This window comes from Sphingobacterium psychroaquaticum (genome assembly GCF_900177625.1).
Lineage (GTDB): Bacteria > Bacteroidota > Bacteroidia > Sphingobacteriales > Sphingobacteriaceae > Sphingobacterium > Sphingobacterium psychroaquaticum.
The window spans coordinates 902262-924180 of record NZ_FXAU01000001.1 but is presented as its reverse complement, the minus strand read 5'-3'; the positions used below and the strand labels follow the sequence as shown (position 1 = coordinate 924180).

The following is a 21919-nucleotide window of genomic DNA, read 5'->3' as shown; positions in this document are numbered from 1 at the left end:
TTTTGGTGATGCAAATATAGGGAAATCTTAGTGCCCTGCAAACTTTTTTTTACTTTTTTGTCGCAAAAAAAACGAATCTGTTGCACGATGTCCCGCAGAGCGATAGCCTAATCGTGTGGTTTGTATCAATTTATCGATTATTATTAAATCTCAATAAACATTTCAATTTCTCTATAAAAAACTATACTTTCATCCTTATTAACTCATTTTATGAAAGCAACCGTATCTGCGAACTTTAAAAAGTACGCAAAAAAGACTATTGTATCCATAGCAGTTTTTGCTGTTACCTATCTTTTTCTCTTATTCTTTGCTGTTGGGGTTACCTTCTTATTTGGCTGGTTAGGCATACAATTGTTCCTACTTTACCCGTCTTTTTATACCGGGATAGCTTGCTTAGGACTTATGGCAACAGGACTCACCGTTTTATTTTTTCTGATCAAATTTGTATTTGCCTCCAACAAAATTGACACCAGCCATCTCACTGAAATAACGCAGGAAGAAGAACCCGCTCTATTTGCAACCATTTACTATGTAGCCCGCACCGTGGAGACCAACCTTCCCAAACGGGTCTTTCTATCTTCGGATGTCAATGCCGCTGTTTTCTATAATTCTAATTTTTGGAGCATGTTTCTTCCGGTTCCAAAAAACCTACAAATTGGCGTTGGTTTAATCAATTCTACGACGCAGCAGGAGTTAATAGCCATCCTTGCGCACGAGTTCGGTCACTTCTCTCAACGCAGTATGAAGGTTGGTACCTACGTGTACCAAGCGAATCAAGTTATCTACAATATGCTTTATCGAAACGAGTCGCTGGACAATACGTTTCAATCGTGGGCCAACGCAACGGGGTATGCTGCGCCATTTATAGCGATTTCTATCTTTATCATCAAACAGATACAGCGTATTCTCAAAAAACTCTATACCTACCTAAATCTAAACTACATGGCTCTTTCTCGAGAGATGGAATTCCATGCAGATGAGATTGCTGCACATGTGGCCGGCTCACAAGCTCTTGCCGACTCGCTGTTGCGTATAAACTTTGCAAGCAGCGCATTAGAATCAGTCTTAGCGTTTTACGATCAAAAAACAAAAGAGAATATTAAAAGCGAAAATATATATCCCGAGCATCAATTTGTGATGAATACTTTCGCTGAACGCCACCAATACCTTATTGAAAATGGATTACCAAAAATAGATTTGACAACGATTCGAAAATACAATAAGTCTAAATTGAATCTTGAAAATCAATGGGCATCCCACCCTTCGGATGAAGAACGGATCCATGCGTTGTCGCAATTAAATATTAGCAAAGATAAGGTTGCCTCAGATCACGCTATCCTACTGCTATCAAAAGATGCACAAATCACAAAAGCAATATCAGACAAGCTCTTTTCAACGATAACCTATGAAAGTACACCTAGCGCTTTATCTTTGAGCCTGTTTAAAGAGAGTTTTACGGCCGAGTTCCGCAAACATCAATTCGATCCGATGTTCAATGATTTTTATGACAACAACGAACCAATTCTAACGGATATAGCAGACAATAATGAAAAAGAAACAGACCTTACCTTCGAGGATCTGTTTTCCAACCAAAAAATGGACATGCTGTATACGTACGCCTCGGCACAAAGTGATAAATTTATGGTAGAAGCTATTGTAGAAGGCAATATCGATTTAAAAACATTTGATTACGATGGAATAAAGTATAACAAAAAGGATGCTCCTCAAGTACTCGAGCAGATAAACCACGAAGTAACGACCTTGCAGGATCAGATAAAAGAGAGTAATAAACAGGTTTATAGCTACTTCTTAAACTTAGCCATTTATCAAAACAGGAAAGATGAGTTCCTTCAACACTACCAAGAATATGCGAATGCACATGAAAAACATCAGGAGCAACTGCGTTTACACAACCAACTCTGTGAAGGCACACAGTTTATTTTTGTAACGACTCCATTTGAAGAGATCAGTGATAAATTGAAAGCTTTACAAGAACCGGTATCTCTGCTCCGAAAAAAATTAACACATGTACTGGAACAGCCTGACCTTCGGTTGCAATTTTCTGCTGAAGCGCTCCCCTCGATCCAGAAGTTTATCGATAACGAATTGGTCTACTTTGAAGCCAATGAATATATCTCCGAAAATCTGGAAGTGCTGTTTACGAACATCAATGAGTACAGAGTGATCATTGATAATACGTACTTCATAAGCAAAAAGAATTATCTACAGTTCATGATTGACCTCGAAAAAAGTATGGAAATTTTGACTCCCGTAAAGTAAAAAACTCTTATTCCTTTTTCACCTTCTGACAATAGATCTATTATACTTCATTTCTGACTTTTGCTGATCATTTCTCTTTTATATATCTTTTAAGTTTATCCAATCATATTCAAGATGTGATTGGATAAACCTTACCACCACCTATTACCACGCAAACCGTCTTGGGTATACTGACTGCCAAATGCTTATACCTTATTTCAAGATTACGGTATCAATGATCACCGTAGCCAGCATGACAATAAATATAAAGGTGAGCATTCCTAAAACATAAGAAGCAAATGCTTTCAAGTATTTCATGATTTTTTTACCACCAAAAAAATCACCTATGGCCCAAGTCGAATAAATTAAGCCTACTATCCCTCCTACTTTCATGGTCTTAATACCTATTAAACCTTCGGCAATTCCGAAAAATGCATAAATCAACATCCCTATGCCCAATACAAAACAGAGTAGGATTAAAATTTCAAAAAAGTTATAGTTAGCTTTTCTAAAAAACAATTTGAGCCAAAACACCATAAAGACACCTACGAGCATGTTCGTATAGCCATAATTAGACTGCAACCACTTGAAAACGGCAATTGACACAGGCATCTTGCTTACATCTTCTGTCCCGTTAAAATTTATGTAAGCATCCTCAAAATGGAATATCTTGTACGCTATCGCATAAATTAATGAAGTAATGATGATGAATATAACAGGCTTTACGAGCCGGCTTCTATTCTCGACGAGATAGCTCTTTACATTTTGGCCAGGGTTAACGATAAGTTCTTTTATGGTGTATAGTATACCACGTTCGAAATGGAGTACGTGTTCAATTTCATGAAGAATATAGTGCCCATCAATTCTCTTTAACTTGGTTGGTTGCCCACATTTTGGACAATAGTTAAGATCGACTTCAGTTTTACAGTTCGTGCAGTTCATTGTTTATTAAATACTTCTTATCGGTTGATTGCTTGTCTGAGAATCAGCTTCCCCTCACCCTATAAGGAGAAGGAGCTTACTGGAAATACAGTGTAAAAGTTAGCTTAATTAATGTTTGTTAGTTTGGCGCTAAAGTACAAAAAAAATCTCCTGCTACAACCGCCAACGTCTAGGTATAATTTCGGGTTCCTCTTGGTCTTAATCTAGGAATTGAACACAAGCTTACGAAGGGGTTTGTATAGGACTAAAACAAAAAAGCCACCTGATGGTGGCTTTCTGTGCGCTCAAAGGGAGTCGAACCCCTAACCTCCTGATCCGTAGTCAGGTGCTCTATCCAATTAAGCTATGAGCGCGGCTTTTACCGACAAACAACCGTTGTTGTTTTTGGTGATGCAAATATCGGCACTTTTTCCGTTTTTCCAAATTATTTCTGCAAAAAAAGTGCTTTTATAGCCATATTTTCGCTATATTGCTGATTCAAAAACAATTACATTTAAACGAAAAATTCATTAAAAATGGCAGAACGTTTAATCAAAAGCAACAAGCTTCGCGTGGCAGACATTAGTCTACATTACTACATCAAAAAAGCAACGGCCACCGAAAAAAAAACGATAATCTTCTTACATGGTTTTCCCTTTAATAAAAACATGTGGCGCCAACAGCTTAGTCAGGTCGCAGACGATACGACCGCGATAGCATTGGATATCCGTGGACATGGAAACAGCACCAGCGGCCACGGTTTTTTCTCGGTCGATCTATTTGCTAAAGACCTAAAAGAGTTTATCGAAAAATTGGGGCTGGAAAAGGTGGTTCTATGTGGCATTTCCATGGGTGGGTATATCGCACTACGCGCATATCAACTCTACCCCGAGAAAATTAGTGGCTTAATCCTCGCCGACACACATAGCAAAGCAGATGACGACAGCGGAAAACAAAAACGGTTCGATAGTATACAGGCCGTGCTGACTCATGGAAGGCGCCCGTTTGCAATTGGCTTTATCGAGAAAGTTTTTGCACCAAACAGCTTAGATAGCAAACCTGAAGCGGTCGAATTGATAAAAAGTAGCATCCGACGTAATAGTATACGTACTATTTGTGCGACCCTTCTTGCCTTAGCCTCCCGGACGGATACATCGGCAGTCTTACCGACCATCGATTGTCCGACTCTTATCATACGAGGTGAGCTGGATCGTATAACGGCCAAAGAAGACATGCAAGCCCTTGCCTCTGCGATCAAAAATAGCAACTATATAGAAATGGCCAATTGCGGTCATTTGCCCAATCTTGAAGCCCCGGAAGAGTTTAACAAGTTGTTACTCCACTTTCTGTTAGAGATAAACGCATAAAAAAGGGGACTTAGTCCCCTTTTTTATGCGTTTCTATAAATAACTACCGCTCTGTGGTCCTTGGTTAAACAACAAATCGACCGCACTCAAATCGGGAATAAAACCTTGTTTTTCTTCAAAAACCTGGTAATAGGGTTTCTGATCGGGCCAAGCATTTCCTTTTTTAGGGTGTACGCTATTGCGCAGATCAATTACATCATCAGCGGTATAATAGCTCCCCGTAAATTCAAGCGTACGCTTCAACTTAAAGCATTTCAAGAAAAGCTCAAGCTGCTCCATATTGAAATCCAGCAAAAAGTTATGTTTTTGATTGTAGAATTTCACAAAATCATCTTCATAGTACTCAAAATAAGCCGAACTACGGTACGCTGCTTGTAAGCTCAACCAGTGCAGGCGTTGCCAATCGTGATCATAATTGATCCTTGTATCCTTAATCGGCCCATGCTCTTTCCGACCATGTAACACCGGTACGAAAAGCTCCAATACACCGTTTGCCGTCGCAATGCGTGCACGTGTCCGATACGTTTGTTTCGGGTAATTCTCATGCTTCTCCACGAGCAGCGGCAACGCATGCTCTTTGATGGTATGAAAGTACGATATCGGTGGTAAATAAAATGCAGGCAAAAGCAACTTTGATTCCATGTAATTTGACTATTTTTGAACAAAAATAATTAAATTAGGCATATTAATACAATACTCGAGGAATTTGACCGTATCCATGAGACAAAAACTGATAGCTACTTTACTACATATCATATCGTTACTTCCTTTTTGGATTTTATATGGGATATCTGACCTCCTATTCGTGCTTTTGTTTTATGTGATAAAGTACCGCAAAGGAGTGGTTATGGAGAACCTCCGGAAAGCATTTCCCGAGAAAACGGAAGTGGAACGAAGACAAATAGCCAAACGCTTTTACCGTTTCTTCCCAGACTTGATCGTCGAGTCGATCAAGATGAAAAGTATTAAAGCCAGCACGGTTATCAAACGAATCGAACTGCTGAACCCAGAGGAAGTGTACAAACACTTTAAAAAAGGAAAAGGTGTAATTGGTGTTACCGCGCATTATGGCAATTGGGAATTAGGGATCCATCGTCTTTCCTTGATGACAGATTACCCTCGTCTGGTCATCTACAAGCCGCTGAACGACAAAAATTTCAACGAAGTATACAACGCGCTACGTAGTCGATTTGGCGCAACCATGGTTCCCATGAAGCAAATCCTACGTCATATGATCCGATTAAAGGGTACGCCTCACATCAGCATGTTTGTAGCCGATCAAACGCCTACTTATCAAGACTCTGATTATTTTATGGAATTCCTAAATCAGGACACCTTGGTATACACCGGAACAGAACGCATCGCTCGATTGACCAAGAACCCAATTGTTTATTGTCATATCGGGAGAAAGGCTAAAAGAGGCTACTATTATTGTAAATTCACTACATTAGTAGAAGACCCTACCGAGTACGAGGAGCACGAAATCACCGCGCTACACAATAGATTTACGGAGCAGCGCATCAGAGAACAACCGGAATACTGGTTATGGTCACACAGACGTTGGAAAAGAAAGCGAAGAAAATGAGAGAAACACCCAAAGTCGCTGTTGTCATCTTAAATTGGAACGGTCGGTTTTTCTTAGAGAAATTCCTACCGTCAGTTTATAACAGCACGTATACTAATATAGATTTTATCCTAGGCGACAATGCGTCAACAGATGATTCTGTTGCCTTCGTAAAAGAGAATTTTCCATCCATACGCATCATCAGCAACAGTCAGAATTTGGGCTTTGCCGGTGGTTATAATGAAGTCCTAAAACAGGTGGATGCCAGCTACTACGTCCTACTCAATTCGGATGTAGAGGTCACACCTACCTGGATTGAACCCGTGATCGCTTACATGGAAGAAAACCCCGATATAGCAGCGGCACAACCTAAGATCCGCGCTTACCATGCAAAAAGCAACTTTGAGCACGCCGGTGCAGCGGGTGGGTATATCGATAAATTTGGTTATCCCTTCTGTCGGGGACGCCTGTTCAACGAGGTAGAAACAGATGAAGGGCAATACGACGATAATCGAGAAGTTTTCTGGGCTACGGGCGCGGCCTTGTTTATCCGTTCTGAGGCCTGGCATGCTGCGGGTGGATTTGACGCAGATTTCTTTGCGCATATGGAAGAAATTGACCTCTGTTGGCGTCTGAAGCGCATGGGGCACCGTATAGGTTACGTCGGGCAGTCGACGGTCTTTCACGTTGGGGGCGGAACGCTAAATACGAGCAATCCCAAAAAGACCTACCTAAATTTTCGCAACAACTTGGTGATGGTTCAAAAGAACTATCCCTTCTTTAAGGCTACATGGATTATTTTTATCCGTTTGTGGTTAGACTTGGTCGCATTGCTTAAATTTTTGGCCGATCGAAAACCCAAAGACGCCTGGGCGATAAGTCGAGCACATCAATATTTCTTCTTAAATATTTTCAAAAACGCAAAAAAACGTAAGCGATACCCGGTCAAGGAGAACAAAACTGGTATATTCAAAAAGTCCATCGTATGGAATTTTTATGTGAATAAAATCCGAAAATTCTCGCAATTGGATGCAGAAAATTTCCAGTAAACAAAGCTGCATCGAATATTAGTTTTCTATCAGGTAATTTGAGCTTTCGGGAGTTTGCGGAAGTAAACAAAATGTTGGTTTTTAATTTAATTAAGGCCTTTTTATTTTGTAATTTCGCTCTCTATGTTACCAGATATTCAGGAAAAAATACAAAAACTTACACAGGAGCTCAACGCCTATAACTATCAATATTATGTCTTAGCGAACTCCGTTATTTCAGACTATGACTTTGATATCAAGCTAAAAGAGTTAGAGGCGCTAGAGCAACAATACCCTGAATATAAGGATCCCAATTCGCCCACACAAAAAGTAGGTGGCGATCTTACGCAGAAATTCAATACCGTTCAACATCGTTGGCCCATGCTTTCCTTGGGCAATACCTATAATGAACAAGAGCTACGTGATTTTGATGAACGTGTACGTAAGATCGTTGGCGACAACGTTCAATATGTCTGCGAGTTAAAGTTCGATGGTCTTTCGATATCGATTACCTATGAGAATGGAAAACTCGTGCGTGCGGTCACCCGGGGCGATGGTACACAGGGCGATGATGTAACCAATAATGTGAAGACGATACGCAGTGTGCCACATCAGTTACATGCCTCCTCTTTTCCTGACCAGTTTGAAATTCGCGGTGAGATCTTCATGCACCATGCTGCTTTTGCACGTCTGAATAAGCAGCGCGAGGAAGCTGGCGAACAAGTGTATGCCAATCCACGTAACTTTGCTTCTGGAACGATTAAACTACAAGACCCTAAGGAAGTCGCTAAAAGACCTTTAGACTGCTTCCTCTATTTCTTGTATGCCGAGAATAGAAACCGCTTGTTTGAAAGCCATTGGGATAGTTTAGCTGCCGTAAAGCGTTGGGGTTTCCAAATATCGGAACACAGCAAATTGTGTAGCAGCATAGACGAAATTCTTGCTTTTATCGATTATTGGGATACAGCAAGGCATCAACTGAGCTACGATATCGATGGTATCGTAATCAAAGTGAATGATTACGCACAACAAGAGGAACTCGGCTTTACGGCCAAATCACCACGTTGGGCGATTTCCTATAAATTTAAAGCCGAGCGTGTAGAAACGACGCTGGAGAGTGTGACCTATCAGGTGGGGCGTACCGGTGCGGTTACACCAGTAGCCAACCTAACCCCTGTTTTGCTGGCCGGAACCACCGTCAAACGTGCGTCTTTACATAATGCGAATGAAATAGCACGTCTAGATCTCCATGCCGGGGATACGGTATTTGTCGAAAAAGGAGGCGAAATTATCCCGAAGGTCATCGCGGTCAATCTAGAGAAACGCATCGAAGGAGCATCCCCTATCTTATATCCTACACACTGCCCGGAATGTAATACCGCTTTGGTCAGACAGGAAGGAGAAGCCGTACATTACTGTCCGAATGAAGATGGCTGCAGGCCACAAATAGTAGGTAAACTACAGCACTTTATTGGTCGCAAAATGATGGATATTCAAGGCATGGGCGACGAGACCATAGAAACGTTCTACGATTTAGGCTTATTGCGTAAAATATCAGACATCTATACCCTGAAAGATCACCGTAGTGCGTTAACACAGATTGAACGTTTTGGCGAAAAATCGATCGAGAATATGCTAGCGGGCATCGAACAGTCATTAGAGAAACCTTTCGAGAAGGTTCTTTTTGGGTTGGGCATCCGTCATGTCGGCGAAACTATAGCCAAAAAACTGGCTGCGCATTTCAAGAATATCGATGCTATGGGTGAAGCTTCTCTCGAAGATATGGCTGCTGTTCCCGATATTGGTGGACGTATTGCGGAGAGTATACACGCTTACCTGCACAACCCCGAGCACCAGGAAGAAATTGCGCGTTTAAAAGCAGCGGGTCTACCATTTGCGATTATCGAAAAAGAGCAGGTTTTTGCGGGCGACAGCCTGACGGGAAAGACATTCTTGATCTCCGGTGTTTTTGCAGACTTTTCCCGCGAAGAATTGGCGGAACTCATAGAATCCCATGGTGGGAAGATGGTTTCCTCTATCTCTGCTAAGCTTAACTACCTGGTAGCAGGAGACAAAATGGGGCCTTCCAAACTAGCAAAAGCTGAAAAACTACAGGTACCCATTATCTCAGATAAAGAGGTTTTAGCGATGATTAATCAATCAAATTAAAATTATATAGTAAACAACACAAAACATGAATGAGCTTCGAGGAGCTGGTGTAGCTTTAATTACACCTTTTAACACAGACGGAACAGTGGATTTTGAATCTTTGGCAAAACTAATTGATTTTCAAATCAAAAAGGGCATGAATTACTTGGTTGTATTGGGTACAACAGGTGAGACTGCTACTTTAACGGCTGAAGAACGAAAGCGTATCTGGGCGTTTACCTCGGAGCACGTTGCTGGCAGACTGCCTTTGGTGGCCGGTATAGGTGGTAACAACACCATGGAAATCGTTGCGCAAGTAAAAGCATTTGATATTTCAGGATACTGCGCTATTCTTTCGGTGTCGCCGTACTACAATAAACCCACACAAGAAGGCATCTACCAGCACTATAAAGCTGTTGCAGAAGCGAGTCCGCTTCCCCTTATCTTGTACAATGTACCGGGACGTACCGGCAGCAACATGTCGGCCGCAACAACGGTTCGTCTAGCGAAAGATTTTACAAATATTGTGGCAACGAAAGAGGCATCTGGTAGTTTTGCGCAATTCAGTGAAATTATGCGCGATAAACCGGCTGACTTTTTACTGATATCAGGTGATGATCCTGCCACCTTACCGATGATGGCTTTGGGTGCAGTAGGAATCATATCCGTGGTAGGCAACGCCTATCCCGCAGAAGTAGCGGAACTAACGCGGCTTTGTGCCACGAATGATTATGTCGCTGCACGTCCGCTTCACAACAGTTTACTACACATTACAGATTTATGTTTTGTTGAAGCAAACCCGTGTGGTATAAAATGTATCCTGCTAGAGAAAGGCATTATCGCGGCGGATGCGCTACGTTTACCGCTCCTCCCAGTTAGCGAAGCTACGCGTACAGCAATTCGTCAAGAAGTGGCACAGCTCAACTAAAGGCTATATATCTACGTATAACGGCTATGTTTGAATAAGCTAGTGATCTAACTTATTCAAACATAGCCGCTTTTTTTTAGCCTTCGCAACCGTATTGCCTAAGATGCGAATGCTCGTTTCCGATGTGCGAAAAGCTGCTTAACGCGTGCTAACTTATAAAAATCATATAACGCGATGATAAGCAATACAAAACAAGCGACATAAAAAGTGAAGTTATGGTAGTATACATAACAAATCCCACTCAATAAACCTCCCGCAAAATAAGCACCCAGAATAGATAACAAGAGGTGAAACTTGTCCACTAGGGCTTTGTTTGATCGGTTAGCCTGTATCGTAAACATAGAAACTAAAATCGCTAAATCGGTGGTCAATCCTGTAAGGTGCGTCGTTTTGACCACCGAATTCGAGATACTTGCCGTTAATCCATTCTGTAGCCCCATCGCAAATAACAACGCTCCGACCAAAAACTCCGTTTCCTGTAGGCTGTCACCATAAAAGAAATCAAGATACAACCCCACGAAAAGTACACAGAGGAGCTCCAGTATGACAGGGATAGCATGCGATACATACTGCCCCATGCGACTTTTGCCGTGAATAATCAAGAGGTTGGATAAGAGACTTCCCGAAAAAAACAAAAGGATCCAAAGCAAGACAACAGCGGCCTGGTACCAGTTCCCTTTTGCTATTTCTTGCGGCAAAACGGCATAATACCCCGTAATATTCGAGGTAAATGCAAAAAATACACAAACTGAAATCACATTCACCATCCCCGCAGAGAATGCGGTAAGAGCGCCCAGCTTGATATTATCACTATTGGTTCTATGGTTGCTATACTTTCTTAGCATATTCTTCCCTATCTGCTATACGTTCCAAAACTATCTTAATAACACCTTTTACCTGAAGATCAAGGTTTAGATGCAACACCATACTATTCTCGTCGATACGTTGTATCTGAAAACTTTCCAATGGCTTCCCATCGCGACGCAATTCCAGAATATGTCCCCTTCCTTTAATATACCACTCCATCTCATCGCGAATCACCCCTCCATCTGGGTGTATCACCCGGTTACCATCAAACTTCCATACTCCATGATGAAACTCCTCCAATTCCTGCAATATTTCATCACGAAGTCCTTTAGACAACATAGCCACCGTCAAATTCTGATGAGGTGCATTATCTTTTTCCAAATGCCACTCTTTTTCCTGCCAAACCCCTTGAATCAAACGTTCCGGATTTTCAGCATACATGATGATGCCCACACTCACAAAAAGCAAGGAAGCAACCAAAAGATAGGTGAGCTTAATGAGCAGATCTCGGCTAATACGTAACATTCCATCCCTTTCTAAAAAACAAGTGGTCTACCTTATCTAACTCACCTTCATGCGTATTCACCGTGTCAATATGCACTAGTTTTTGGGTTTCTATCCTTATGTTCCGGTATACCGCACGCATAACTTCCTGGGTCTTATCCGTTTTCGAAAAAGTATATGCATAAGGCATAACCACCTCATCAATACGTCCCCCTTTCAGGTAATTTCGAATATATCGATCCTGTGAACCGTAGATAACGTCAGCATATAGATCCACTAACTTGTGCTCAAACCGGGCGCGCAGAAGCTGGCACGCTTTAAGAAAGTCCGAGCTTTGGACCTTCGCCAGGTAATCATCTTTAGAAAATCCCAATAGCTCACTGATCGAGTCGCTGATTGACTGGCCACAAACCAGCACTACATCCACGGGCTCGTCCGCGCTTTGTGCGAGATAATCAAAAACAATCTGTAAAGAACCGACCGTGAAGTCTGTCGGTATAAGGACGCGTTTTGTCTTAGCCATAATCTTTTGTTCTCCTTCAAAAGTATAGCTGCGACATAGCAATGAAATTAAGCTGTCATTAGTTTTCCATTAGAGTTTGCAGCAGGTTATTAAACTGAGATTAAAAACATAATTTCAGATTAAAACTACATTAAAACATCTTTAATGTCGGAATTTCAATCCGTACCGTCGTTCCAGACCCCAGCTCTGAAGTAACCGTAATCTGCCCATCATGCATCAAGACAATATTCCGCGCAAGCGGTAACCCGATCCCATAGCCTGAATAATTAGTGGTATTCGATCCTCGAAAATAAGGGTCATAGATATGATCCAGTTCTTGCGCAGGTATCCCAATACCTTCATCCTTAATAAAAATCAAAACACTCCCCTCCACGGCCCCTAGCGCCACATATGCCATGTGATTAGGCGAGTACTTACAAGCATTGGAAATAAGGTTCGTAATAGCAAGCTGCAGCAAGGCTGCTGAACCATTCACCTTTAACCGGATACTATCATCGGGCAACATCGTAAAATCTGTCTTTACCCGAAAATGTTCATTGATGGCCTTTACCGTCAGGTCCGCATCCATTATAATCTGGTCGATCCGTACAGGTTTAAAATTTAAGCTATTGTTCTCATACCCGGTACGTGCCAATAGCAATAAGGCACTTGTCTTCTTCTCCAGGTTTTCGGCGGCATCGATAATCTTGGTCATCGCCTTTTGGTACTCTTCGATCGTGCGTTCCTTTGAAAGGGCCAGATCGGCAATACCAATAATAGAGGTCAGCGGTGTGTTTAACTCATGCGAAGCATTGCTAATAAAGTTCTTTTGTGTCTCAAACGACGTTTCTATCCGTCGTAACATCCGATTAAAAGTTCGTGAAAGCTTATTCAAGACACCATTATCCTTCGTTTCAGAGAGACGTAGGTGTAAATTTTCGGAACCAATATTTTCAACTTCTTGAATAATAGCGTTGATTGGCTTCAGGAATGACCGTTTAACCAACAAGGAAACCACCACCACAAATAGCACACCCAGCACCAAACTGATAAAGAGCAGGTTTCGAAGATAGATTAAATGATGGGTGTAAAAATAGTTCTCAGCAGATACACCAATAATATATGTACTTCCCTCTTTTTGATACTTTTTAGTCGAAAAGAACGTATTCTTATCCTTAAAGTTCACCGGCCCCTCCTGGTCTACCTGCTTCCAGAGGTTCATATCAAAACCATCATTTTTGACAACACGCCCTTGCGCATCCAACGCTATAAAATAGTCTTGTTGGTTATCGAGGCTTTCCACGTAATTCAAGGATCGGTCATTGATTGCCTGATCGCCATTTAGAAAACGCTCAGCCGCAAGATTTCGACGTAGATCAAGACGTTTATAGAAATCTGAAAATGCAAAGTTGGTGACGGAGTAGAAAATAAAAATGGCAAAAGAAATAGTATAAACTATTAAAATTGCCATCAGCGAATACAGGGTTTTGTTGTAGTTCCTCATCTAGACTTTAATCATCAATTTTTAGGACATATCCCATACCGATCACCGTATGTATAATCTTGGTGGTCGTTATGCGTTCTATTTTACGGCGCAGATAGTTAACATATACATCGACCACATTGGATCCGATATCGAAGTTTATCCCCCATATCTTATCCAGCAGCTCGTTTCGGCTAAATACTTTCTTCGGCATCTGTACAAAAAGCAATAACAGCTTGTACTCTGTGGATGTCAGGTTCAGCTCCTGCCCATCGCAGAATGCCACTTTTTTGAAATCATCAATTTCCAAAAACTTATACCCATAACGCTTACCGTCGTTATTGTTTTGGGTATACTTGGTAATCTCTTCCCGTCGCCGAATAAGCGTACGAATTCGTGCTTTCAACTCAATCAGTTTAAAAGGTTTGGAAAGGTAATCGTCCGCACCACTATCCAAGCCCAAAACCACATTCTCCGGGCTACCAAGGGCGGTCAACATCAGGATTGGCAAGTCTGTATACCCCATGGTTCGTAGGTTCTTACAAATCTCGAGTCCGTTCACCTCCGGCAGCAAAACATCCAAAACCAGCAGGTCATAGCTATTCCCTTGCAATAAGAACAACAATTCACTGTACCGGCTGACGTGCGAAACTGTATAACCATCTTCCTCTAAACCTTGAATAACAAAGTCTGCCACATTTTTTTCATCTTCAACAAGAAGTATTTTTTTCGGCATGATTAGTTCCCTTTACGGTGTTGAAACATCCATTCATACATTTCATCGTTATGGAACAAACGCTCCACACTCCCATGTGTGCCCCCTGGTATGATGGTTAGCTTTACATTGGCATCGGGATTTGCCTTACGGATAGCATTATATATTTTCTTGGATTCGGAAGCGGGCACAGCACGATCCGCACTACCATGTTGTATCCATACCGGTACGGTAGAAAGATTTTCCGCATATTTCAACGTTCCACCACCACAGATAGCGACAGCGGCAGCGACACATTCGGGATGTTTACCAACGAAATCCATCGTTCCATACCCGCCCATACTCATGCCACATACATACACCCGCTCTGGGTCTACATTGTAGTTTGCCAATGTATAATCCAGTACCTCCTTCACCTTATCCGGATCCCAACCATTATTGGTCTGTGGCGCCACAATAATGGATGAAGGAATATCTAAGCCGCGGTTCTTTGCATACAGGACACCGTAGCGCTTAACTCTGTTCAAATCCTTTCCCGAAAGACTTCTGCCATGCAGGAAAATCAGCAGCGGGCTCTTTATCTCTGCATTATAATTCTCGGTATCCACCAGAAAGTCATAGGCTGTCTTTCCTTTTACAGCATCCTGTTGCGCACAGACTGCCCCACCAAAGAGGAATAAAATAACCGTCAAATATTTTATCATAAACATAATGTCTTATAGCAAGTTAAATTGTTTCAGATTGTTGATTTGTGGAATTATGCAAAGCTGTATTTGCCTAAGAAGCCAATTCCATAGCTAACGAAAATACAAATTCTCGTGAATTAACTTTTTTCCGGAAAAGTCTATGACTTTATTGTGACAATCCGTTTTTTTCCTTATACTTGGGTAAGAAGAGATAAAATCATGAGAACAAAACAATTAAGCGTCCTTATTGGCTGTGCAATCGCTATTATTACGATTACGGCGTTTACCACCACCAATCAACAACAGGGACCAAAACCGACAAATTTAAAGGTACTGCCTAAAAATATAAGTAACGAAGAGCTGGAAAAGACAATGAAAGCTTTTAATGTGGCACTAGGTGTTAAATGTGGCCATTGTCATGCACCGAAGTCCAATGGTGAAAAGGGGCTTGATTTTGCTAGCGATAGTAAAAAAGAAAAAGAGATTGCCCGCGGCATGATGCGCATGACCAAAAAAATAAACAAACAATACTTTAAATACCGAAACGAAGAGGGCGCACTGAAACAGATCGACTGTGAAACCTGCCATAATGGTAAACCGGAAGCAAAAATCGTATTGCGCTAAAGAACATATAAAGTAAAGCTTCATGTCGACTTTGGAGACATCGAAGAACTTTACAAACCCCACACCTATACAGGAGAACTACGGACTGATAGTCCGTAGATTCCTCCTCCTGTCTGGTTCGGAATGACAAAAAAGCATTTCCCTCCTCGCTTTGCCACTGCTTAAGAACCTTTAGCCGGACGGCTTCCAATTTAGCGATAACGCTAAAATCCCTTTAATTTCTCCCCGATGAATGTTATATTTATTCGATGAAATCAACAGTACACATCGAATATTGTCCAAAATGCGGATGGATGCTTCGTGCGGCCTACATGGCACAAGAGCTGCTCACTACATTTACCACAGATATACATGGCGTTACGTTGATTCCTAGTGAGGTTAGTGGTCGTTACCGCATATCCATCGATGAACAAGAGATATGGGACCGGAAACGGGAAGGAAGCTTTCCCGAGATCAAGGAGCTCAAGCAGCGCGTCCGCGATATTGTAGCTCCGGAAAAGGAACTTGGACACAGCGACAAAAAATAGCAGGGAAGATTTATGAAGATATTACATACGGCAGATTGGCATCTAGGGAAGCGACTTGATTATTTTTCGCGACTGGATGAACAACGCGCAGTACTGGAAGAAATCTGTACGATTGCAGACCTTCAGCAGGTAGATGCGGTATTGGTGGCGGGGGACCTTTTCGACACCTTTAACCCACCCGTAGAAGCGGTAGAGTTACTGTACAAAACCGTGCGCAAGTTGTCCAAAAATGGTACGCGTCCGGTAATTGCCATTGCTGGAAATCACGATAGCGCCGACCGAATAGACGCTCCTGACCCGTTGGCTCGGGAATGTGGCATTATCTTTATTGGCTACCCACAAGCGGAAATCCCTCTCTTTCAGATTGAAGATGGTTTTACTGTCACGAAGAGCGATAAAGGTTTTATTGAAATTACGCTACCGGCCTACCATTACCCGCTACGGGTTTTGCATACGCCCTTTGCCAACGAACTACGATTAAAACAGTTCTTAGGTTTAGCGAATAAAGAACAGGGCTTAAACGAGGCCTTACAACAAAATTGGAAGCAAATTGCCGACCGTTATTGCGATAAAGAAGGTGTAAATTTGCTAACGGCCCACTTGTATATGCTTAAGCGCGGTGGACAACAAGTTGAAGAGCCAGAAGGTGAAAAGCCCATCAAGGTGGGTAATGCAGATATCGTGTATTCGGACGGTATTCCGGATGCCATTCAGTATACTGCGCTAGGTCACCTTCATCGTTTTCAAGAAATGGGCGGTCACCGTTCGCCTGTTGTCTATGCCAGCAGTCCTTTGGCCTATTCTTTTTCAGAAGCTGGTCAGGAAAAATTTGTGGTGCTCGTAGATGCCAAGCCTGCACAACAAGTCAAGTACACCCCCATTCTATTAACTTCGGGGCGTCCTTTATGTCGCATGCGCTTTGAAGACCTTGATACGGCGGTAAGCTGGCTACAAGAAAACCCCAACACCTTAGTGGAACTCACTTTAGTAAGCGATGAATTCATAAGCTCCCAAGACCTCAAACGAATACATGAGTCACATGATGGAATAATTCACATTATACCTATTGTAAAACAACAACAAAACGACGCACAAACACGTACAAAAATAAATCTGGAACAGCAGGTAGACCAGCTCTTTAAGGATTATTTCACCTATCGATTGGGGCAAACCCCCAATGCCGAGATTATGACGTTACTGCAAGAGGTTATGAACAGCACAAACGAAACGGAGGGCTAGCATGTTACCATTATATTTAAGCGTCGAAGGATTATACTCCTACCAGAAAAAGCAAGAAATCGATTTCACGCAACTGACCGAAGCCGGCTTATTCGGTATTTTTGGACATGTAGGCTCTGGAAAATCATCGATTCTGGAAGCAATAGGTTTTGTCTTGTACGGTGAGACAGAGCGCCTGAACAAACAGGAGAAACGCACTTATAATATGTTAAACCTCAAGTCGTACGCCGCCTGTATCGTCTTTGAGTTTCTTAATTTTGAAAACCGTAAGTTTCGCTTTGTCGCGCAATGGAAGCGAAAGAAGCGATTTGAGGAAACCAGCACCTTAGAGCGTTTTGCTTACGAATGGCAAGATACAGGTTGGTTGCCAATGGATTCTGCCGATGGCGGGCTCGTTACCAACCTGACCTATGCAAACTTCCGCCGTACCATCATTATTCCGCAAGGTCAGTTCAAAGAATTTCTAGAGCTAAAAGGGAAAGATCGATCGGATATGATGAAAGAGATCTTTAACCTAAATAGATTTGACCTGGGGCCAAAAACGGCTCTTTTACAACGCGCCAACAACAGTAAGATCGAGCATGTCAAAGGCGCCCTTTCAGGCTTTGAGACCGTCAGCGCAGAGATACTGGCGCATAAGCTGGCTGATCTAAAAGACGCACAAGAGCTGCTGAGCACAACCAAAACAGCAACGTTAGCCCTAGAAGAGCAATGTGCTTGGCTCATTCAAGGCAAACAGAACAGGACTGCTCTAGCGGCAAAAAAACAAGAATTAAATGTTCTGCATGGCGATAAGCCACGTATAGAACAATTAGATAAGGAACTGCGCACCTACGAAACCACCAATCAAGTATTTCGAGAGATCCTTAATGTAGCGCTCCGTCTCAACAAGGATAAGGAGCAGCTCACATATAAGATTGAACAGCTGTCCGTCAAAAAGAAAGACACACTGGAGCGTCTCGAAGAAAAGGAACAACAGTGGCTCGCTATTGCCGAAGACTTCAATAAGCTCGAGATATTCCGTGCTGAGCTGGAAGACCTAAAGCTCCTGATCAGCAATGCTCAAAATCGTGAGAAACTGACCATCCTCACCAAGCGCCTGAACGACGGAAAACCTTTCCTGGAAAAAGAACAGAAAGTAGAGCATCAGCTCTCCGCACAAATAACCAGTAAAGAGGAAAATCTGGAAGAACTAAAGACCGCTAAGGTCGATACTGCAGAACTTTTAGCATTGGAAAACTGGTACCAAGCGAACGATAGCAACCAGGCACAGATTACCGATATCCAACAACGAATAGACAAATATCAAACAGATATAGAAGAGATTAAAAAGATATTTGCGGACAAAAACTTCACCTCAGAAAATTGGGAAGAGCAGCTTGCCGAACAGGAGCGCACGCAAGAAGCTGCCCTAACCGAGCTACGCAAAACGGAGACACATCTAAAGGTACAACTGAAGTTGGCTGAGTTTGCAGACAACCTGCATGCGGGACACAGCTGCCCATTATGTGGCTCACTGGCGCACCCCGACCCTATGGTTGCCCACGGACTGGAAGAAAAAGAACAAGAGCTCGAGCAACAAAAGGCAGAGATCAAGCAGCGTATCCTCGCCTGGAAAGAAAACTCCATAGCCCTAAACCGCGCCGCAACGCGACTAAAGGATATGCTGACACAACAGCAACAATGGTCAGCAAGTCTTTTAGATGCCCAAAAGAAACAATCTTACCATTTGAATCAATTTCAATGGCGTGATTTTTCAGCAACGGATAAGTCTGCCTTCCTGCAATATAAAAACAAGAGCAAACTTGCCGAGGACAGTATCAAACAAGTGGAGCAAGAAATAAAGACGCTCCGCCAACAACTGACAGCGACCCAAGGTAAAGTCGAGAAATACAAAGTTTCCCTCAGCGAATTTGAGCAAGAGATTACTGTGCTCAACAGTTTGACGCATCAAAACATAGCGCAATTGCGTGCCTTGAAAGCGGCAGACTTCACCGAGAACAGTCCACAATCGTTAGCAGATCTGCAAGAAAAAACGGGTAGTAAGATTAAGTTCTTAGAACAGAGCCACCGAACACTCAGCGAGGAGCTGAATCTACTCAAAACAGCTTTAGCCACCGTTAATGCGGAGCGCGGTATTGCCAAAGAGCAATTTCAACAACTGGCGCAGCAGCTTAACCAAAAGCAATCCGAAATATCCTCGCTCCTTGAGGAGTATGGATTTAACGATACCATGCAGGTGCAACAGATCCTTCAAAAGAATCTAAACAGCGAGGCGATACGTCAAACAATTCAAGAGTTTGTCATGCAATTGCACCTTATCCAGAATAAAATAGCAGAACTGGAGCAGTTGATTACAGACGACCAGTATAATGAGCAGGTTTTTGAAGAAAAAACGCAGTTGTTACGACTGAAACAGCAAGAGCTAGAAATGCAAATCCGCTTAACGGGTGCACTGGAAAAAGAATGCGCTCACCTACAGGTAGAAGTTGCCAAAAAAGAAAAACTGGTAGAAGAGTACGAAAAGCTAAACGTCCGCAAAGCAAACCTCACCACCCTTGAAAACCTGTTCCGTGGTTCGGGTTTTGTCAATTATGTATCCAGTATACATCTACAACGTTTGTGCGAAATTGCCAATATCCGTTTCCGTCGCTTAACAAAAAACAGCTTAAGCCTTACCGTCAACGAATCGAATGAATTTGAAGTTATAGATTACCTAAACAACGGTTACCAACGATCAGTCAAGACCTTATCTGGCGGACAAAGTTTTCAAGCCTCCCTATGCTTAGCCTTGGCTTTGGCGGAAAACATACAAGCCTTAAATAGAGCCGATCGTAACTTTTTCTTTATCGACGAAGGTTTTGGTACTCAAGATATAGAAAGTATTAATGCCGTATTTGAAACCCTCCAATACCTACATCGCGAAAATCGTATCGTCGGTATTATCTCCCACGTCGAAGAACTAAAAGAACGCATCCCACGTTCTATTACGGTAACCAACGACACAGAACACGGCAGTCAGATTAAATATAACTAATACGAAAATAGGGATGATCTTTTAGAAAACATTCCCTATTTTCGCTACAAATAAACTCCAGAAATAATGAACGTCTACGAACTAATCTCTATAGGTCTTTATATGTTACTGATGATTCTCATTGGTGTTTATTCCTATCGAAAATCAACGAGTAACTCTGATGAATTCCTGATTGGAGGCCGTAAGATGGGCGCTGCCGTGACCGCACTCTCCGCTGGCGCTGCCGATATGAGTGGCTGGCTGTTAATGGGTCTACCCGGCGCTATGTATATTTCTGGTTTATCTGCGTCGTGGATTGCGATCGGGTTGACAATCGGTGCTTTTCTAAACTATATCTTGGTCGCCCCACGTTTACGGGCCTATACCGAGGTAGCAAGTAACTCTATTACCATACCTGTCTTTTTAGAAAACAGATTTAAAGACAAGTCCCAGGTTTTAAAGATTACCTCTAGTCTTTTTATCTTAATTTTCTTTACGCTGTACACCTCTGCAGGTATGGTCTCTGGGGGACGTTTATTTGAATCTGCCTTTGGTATCGATTACCATACCGGCCTTTTGGCAACCAGCTTTGTAGTTGTACTCTATACCTTCCTAGGCGGTTTCCTTGCCGTTAGCTTAACGGATTTCGTACAAGGTACCATTATGGTCCTGGCGCTCGTTATCGTGCCTATAGTACTCTTTACCGAATTAGGTGGCGTAGCACAGACATTCGAAATTATTGCCACTAAAGATCCGATCTACCTGCAACTCTTTCAGGGTACCACTGCCATCAGTATCATTTCCTTGCTCGCTTGGGGATTGGGTTACTTTGGTCAACCGCATATTTTGGTTCGATTTATGGCGATCGATAAAATTGGAGACCTGACTAAAGCGCGTCGTATCGGTATCACTTGGATGATCTTCACTGTTGGTGGCGCCCTATTAGTTGGGTTAGTCGGTATCGCTTACCTCTATCAATTTGATCCCGAGCGCATGCAGTTGTTCGACGGATCAAAAGAACATGCGGAAACGATCTTTATACACTTATCACGGATCCTGTTTCATCCCTTGATTGGTGGCTTCTTACTTTCCGCGATCTTAGCGGCTGTGATGAGTACCATATCGTCTCAATTGCTTGTTACCTCCAGCTCGTTGACGGAAGATATCTACCGTGCCTTTATCAATAAGAATGCATCGGGTAAAAATTTACTGATAATGAGTCGCCTTTCCGTACTCATCGTGGCTGCCATAGCCTACATTTTATCCATCTCCCCGCAAGACAGTATATTGAACTTAGTGGGAAACGCTTGGGCGGGATTCGGTGCAGCCTTCGGTCCGGTAATTTTACTTAGCCTATTGTGGCGCAAATCCACCAAATGGGGCGCCCTATCGGGGATGCTAATTGGTGGTGTCACGGTCTTGTTGTGGGTATATGTACCGCACGACTATAAGGAGGTATATGAAATTATTCCAGGCTTTGTATTGGCTTTACTCACGAATATCCTGGTCTCCTTGCTTACACAACAAACCGACCCTACCATCGATGCAGAATTCGATGAAGTGGATCGCTTGGTACAAAAGGGTTAATTTGAGCAATTACT

General features: G+C 42.5%; 19 protein-coding genes and 1 tRNA gene. 11 read left to right on the top strand and 9 right to left on the bottom strand.

Annotated elements, in window-relative coordinates; translation table 11 throughout:
• Window positions 1-210: 210 nt before the first annotated feature.
• Window positions 211-2280, top strand: coding sequence for a M48 family metalloprotease (locus B9Y69_RS03655; protein WP_085471629.1), 2070 nt, complete (start codon window positions 211-213; stop codon window positions 2278-2280).
• A 192-nt stretch (window positions 2281-2472) separates the two neighbouring features.
• Here B9Y69_RS03655 and B9Y69_RS03650 read toward each other — a convergent pair whose 3' ends face one another.
• A complete protein-coding gene (locus B9Y69_RS03650; RefSeq protein WP_085471628.1) occupies window positions 2473-3201 on the bottom strand; it encodes a DUF3667 domain-containing protein in 729 nt (242 codons plus the stop codon).
• Between the two features lie 279 nt (window positions 3202-3480).
• Window positions 3481-3554, bottom strand: a tRNA-Arg gene (locus B9Y69_RS03645).
• A gap of 162 nt (window positions 3555-3716) precedes the next feature.
• Here B9Y69_RS03645 and B9Y69_RS03640 point away from each other — a divergent pair.
• On the top strand, window positions 3717-4547 hold the full coding sequence (locus tag B9Y69_RS03640) for an alpha/beta fold hydrolase (protein WP_085471627.1): 831 nt from the start codon (window positions 3717-3719) through the stop codon (window positions 4545-4547).
• 33 nt (window positions 4548-4580) lie between these two features.
• On the opposite strand, the gene B9Y69_RS03635 is transcribed toward B9Y69_RS03640, so the two are convergent.
• The gene (locus tag B9Y69_RS03635) at window positions 4581-5189 is read right to left on the bottom strand and encodes a WbqC family protein (protein ID WP_085471626.1); all 609 of its coding nucleotides are present in this window, start codon (window positions 5187-5189) and stop codon (window positions 4581-4583) included.
• Between the two features lie 76 nt (window positions 5190-5265).
• Here B9Y69_RS03635 and B9Y69_RS03630 point away from each other — a divergent pair, with 76 nt between their 5' ends.
• The 4 genes from B9Y69_RS03630 (at window position 5266) to dapA (ending at window position 10215) form a co-directional block, all read left to right on the top strand.
• A complete protein-coding gene (locus B9Y69_RS03630; RefSeq protein ID WP_085471625.1) occupies window positions 5266-6132 on the top strand; it encodes a lysophospholipid acyltransferase family protein in 867 nt (288 codons plus the stop codon).
• The gene (locus B9Y69_RS03625) at window positions 6129-7160 is read left to right on the top strand and encodes a glycosyltransferase family 2 protein (RefSeq protein ID WP_085471624.1); all 1032 of its coding nucleotides are present in this window, start codon (window positions 6129-6131) and stop codon (window positions 7158-7160) included. Before B9Y69_RS03630 ends, B9Y69_RS03625 begins: the two co-directional genes overlap by 4 nt.
• 123 nt (window positions 7161-7283) lie before the next feature.
• Entirely contained in the window at window positions 7284-9308 is a 2025-nt protein-coding gene (gene ligA, locus B9Y69_RS03620) for an NAD-dependent DNA ligase LigA (RefSeq protein ID WP_085471623.1), read from the top strand.
• A 25-nt stretch (window positions 9309-9333) separates the two neighbouring features.
• The gene (gene dapA, locus B9Y69_RS03615) at window positions 9334-10215 is read left to right on the top strand and encodes a 4-hydroxy-tetrahydrodipicolinate synthase (protein ID WP_085471622.1); all 882 of its coding nucleotides are present in this window, start codon (window positions 9334-9336) and stop codon (window positions 10213-10215) included.
• 98 nt (window positions 10216-10313) lie between these two features.
• Here dapA and B9Y69_RS03610 read toward each other — a convergent pair whose 3' ends face one another.
• From B9Y69_RS03610 to B9Y69_RS03585, 6 genes are all read right to left on the bottom strand, one after another.
• On the bottom strand, window positions 10314-11060 hold the full coding sequence (locus B9Y69_RS03610; protein ID WP_085471621.1) for a YoaK family protein: 747 nt from the start codon (window positions 11058-11060) through the stop codon (window positions 10314-10316).
• Window positions 11044-11547 (bottom strand): hypothetical protein, encoded by a 504-nt coding sequence (locus tag B9Y69_RS03605; protein WP_085471620.1) that lies wholly within the window; start codon window positions 11545-11547, stop codon window positions 11044-11046. Before B9Y69_RS03605 ends, B9Y69_RS03610 begins: the two co-directional genes overlap by 17 nt.
• Window positions 11534-12049, bottom strand: coding sequence for a hypothetical protein (locus B9Y69_RS03600; RefSeq protein WP_085471619.1), 516 nt, complete (start codon window positions 12047-12049; stop codon window positions 11534-11536). The genes B9Y69_RS03605 and B9Y69_RS03600 overlap by 14 nt, the downstream gene beginning before the upstream one ends.
• 130 nt (window positions 12050-12179) lie before the next feature.
• Entirely contained in the window at window positions 12180-13499 is a 1320-nt protein-coding gene (locus B9Y69_RS03595; RefSeq protein ID WP_159451804.1) for a HAMP domain-containing sensor histidine kinase, read from the bottom strand.
• A 40-nt stretch (window positions 13500-13539) separates the two neighbouring features.
• Window positions 13540-14247: a response regulator transcription factor gene (locus B9Y69_RS03590; RefSeq protein ID WP_085471617.1), complete on the bottom strand. Its 708-nt coding sequence runs from the start codon at window positions 14245-14247 to the stop codon at window positions 13540-13542.
• A gap of 2 nt (window positions 14248-14249) precedes the next feature.
• Window positions 14250-14930 (bottom strand): carboxylesterase family protein, encoded by a 681-nt coding sequence (locus B9Y69_RS03585; RefSeq protein WP_234991068.1) that lies wholly within the window; start codon window positions 14928-14930, stop codon window positions 14250-14252.
• 201 nt (window positions 14931-15131) lie between these two features.
• Here B9Y69_RS03585 and B9Y69_RS03580 point away from each other — a divergent pair, with 201 nt between their 5' ends.
• From B9Y69_RS03580 to putP, 5 genes are all read left to right on the top strand, one after another.
• Window positions 15132-15536, top strand: a complete 405-nt coding sequence (locus B9Y69_RS03580; RefSeq protein WP_085471615.1) for a c-type cytochrome — start codon at window positions 15132-15134, stop codon at window positions 15534-15536.
• 248 nt (window positions 15537-15784) lie between these two features.
• Window positions 15785-16063: an Rdx family protein gene (locus tag B9Y69_RS03575; RefSeq protein WP_085471614.1), complete on the top strand. Its 279-nt coding sequence runs from the start codon at window positions 15785-15787 to the stop codon at window positions 16061-16063.
• A 12-nt stretch (window positions 16064-16075) separates the two neighbouring features.
• Entirely contained in the window at window positions 16076-17302 is a 1227-nt protein-coding gene (locus B9Y69_RS03570; RefSeq protein WP_085471613.1) for a metallophosphoesterase family protein, read from the top strand.
• 1 nt (window position 17303) lies between these two features.
• Window positions 17304-20339, top strand: coding sequence for an AAA family ATPase (locus B9Y69_RS03565; protein ID WP_085471612.1), 3036 nt, complete (start codon window positions 17304-17306; stop codon window positions 20337-20339).
• Between the two features lie 66 nt (window positions 20340-20405).
• Window positions 20406-21905, top strand: a complete 1500-nt coding sequence (gene putP, locus B9Y69_RS03560) for a sodium/proline symporter PutP (protein ID WP_085471611.1) — start codon at window positions 20406-20408, stop codon at window positions 21903-21905.
• The last annotated feature ends 14 nt before the right edge of the window (window positions 21906-21919 follow it).

Bases quoted from the DNA above. Each gene is read 5' to 3' on its own strand.
- B9Y69_RS03655 (WP_085471629.1), top strand. From the start codon at position 211: ATGAAAGCAACCGTATCTGCGAACTTTAAAAAGTACGCAAAAAAGACT.
- B9Y69_RS03625 (WP_085471624.1), top strand. From the start codon at position 6,129: ATGAGAGAAACACCCAAAGTCGCTGTTGTCATCTTAAATTGGAACGGT.
- ligA (WP_085471623.1), top strand. From the start codon at position 7,284: ATGTTACCAGATATTCAGGAAAAAATACAAAAACTTACACAGGAGCTC.
- dapA (WP_085471622.1), top strand. From the start codon at position 9,334: ATGAATGAGCTTCGAGGAGCTGGTGTAGCTTTAATTACACCTTTTAAC.
- B9Y69_RS03585 (WP_234991068.1), bottom strand. From the start codon at position 14,930: ATGATAAAATATTTGACGGTTATTTTATTCCTCTTTGGTGGGGCAGTC.
- B9Y69_RS03605 (WP_085471620.1), bottom strand. From the start codon at position 11,547: ATGTTACGTATTAGCCGAGATCTGCTCATTAAGCTCACCTATCTTTTG.
- B9Y69_RS03640 (WP_085471627.1), top strand. From the start codon at position 3,717: ATGGCAGAACGTTTAATCAAAAGCAACAAGCTTCGCGTGGCAGACATT.
- B9Y69_RS03650 (WP_085471628.1), bottom strand. From the start codon at position 3,201: ATGAACTGCACGAACTGTAAAACTGAAGTCGATCTTAACTATTGTCCA.
- B9Y69_RS03630 (WP_085471625.1), top strand. From the start codon at position 5,266: ATGAGACAAAAACTGATAGCTACTTTACTACATATCATATCGTTACTT.
- B9Y69_RS03570 (WP_085471613.1), top strand. From the start codon at position 16,076: ATGAAGATATTACATACGGCAGATTGGCATCTAGGGAAGCGACTTGAT.
- B9Y69_RS03590 (WP_085471617.1), bottom strand. From the start codon at position 14,247: ATGCCGAAAAAAATACTTCTTGTTGAAGATGAAAAAAATGTGGCAGAC.
- B9Y69_RS03565 (WP_085471612.1), top strand. From the start codon at position 17,304: ATGTTACCATTATATTTAAGCGTCGAAGGATTATACTCCTACCAGAAA.
- B9Y69_RS03580 (WP_085471615.1), top strand. From the start codon at position 15,132: ATGAGAACAAAACAATTAAGCGTCCTTATTGGCTGTGCAATCGCTATT.
- putP (WP_085471611.1), top strand. From the start codon at position 20,406: ATGAACGTCTACGAACTAATCTCTATAGGTCTTTATATGTTACTGATG.
- B9Y69_RS03610 (WP_085471621.1), bottom strand. From the start codon at position 11,060: ATGCTAAGAAAGTATAGCAACCATAGAACCAATAGTGATAATATCAAG.
- B9Y69_RS03575 (WP_085471614.1), top strand. From the start codon at position 15,785: ATGAAATCAACAGTACACATCGAATATTGTCCAAAATGCGGATGGATG.
- B9Y69_RS03635 (WP_085471626.1), bottom strand. From the start codon at position 5,189: ATGGAATCAAAGTTGCTTTTGCCTGCATTTTATTTACCACCGATATCG.
- B9Y69_RS03600 (WP_085471619.1), bottom strand. From the start codon at position 12,049: ATGGCTAAGACAAAACGCGTCCTTATACCGACAGACTTCACGGTCGGT.
- B9Y69_RS03595 (WP_159451804.1), bottom strand. From the start codon at position 13,499: ATGGCAATTTTAATAGTTTATACTATTTCTTTTGCCATTTTTATTTTC.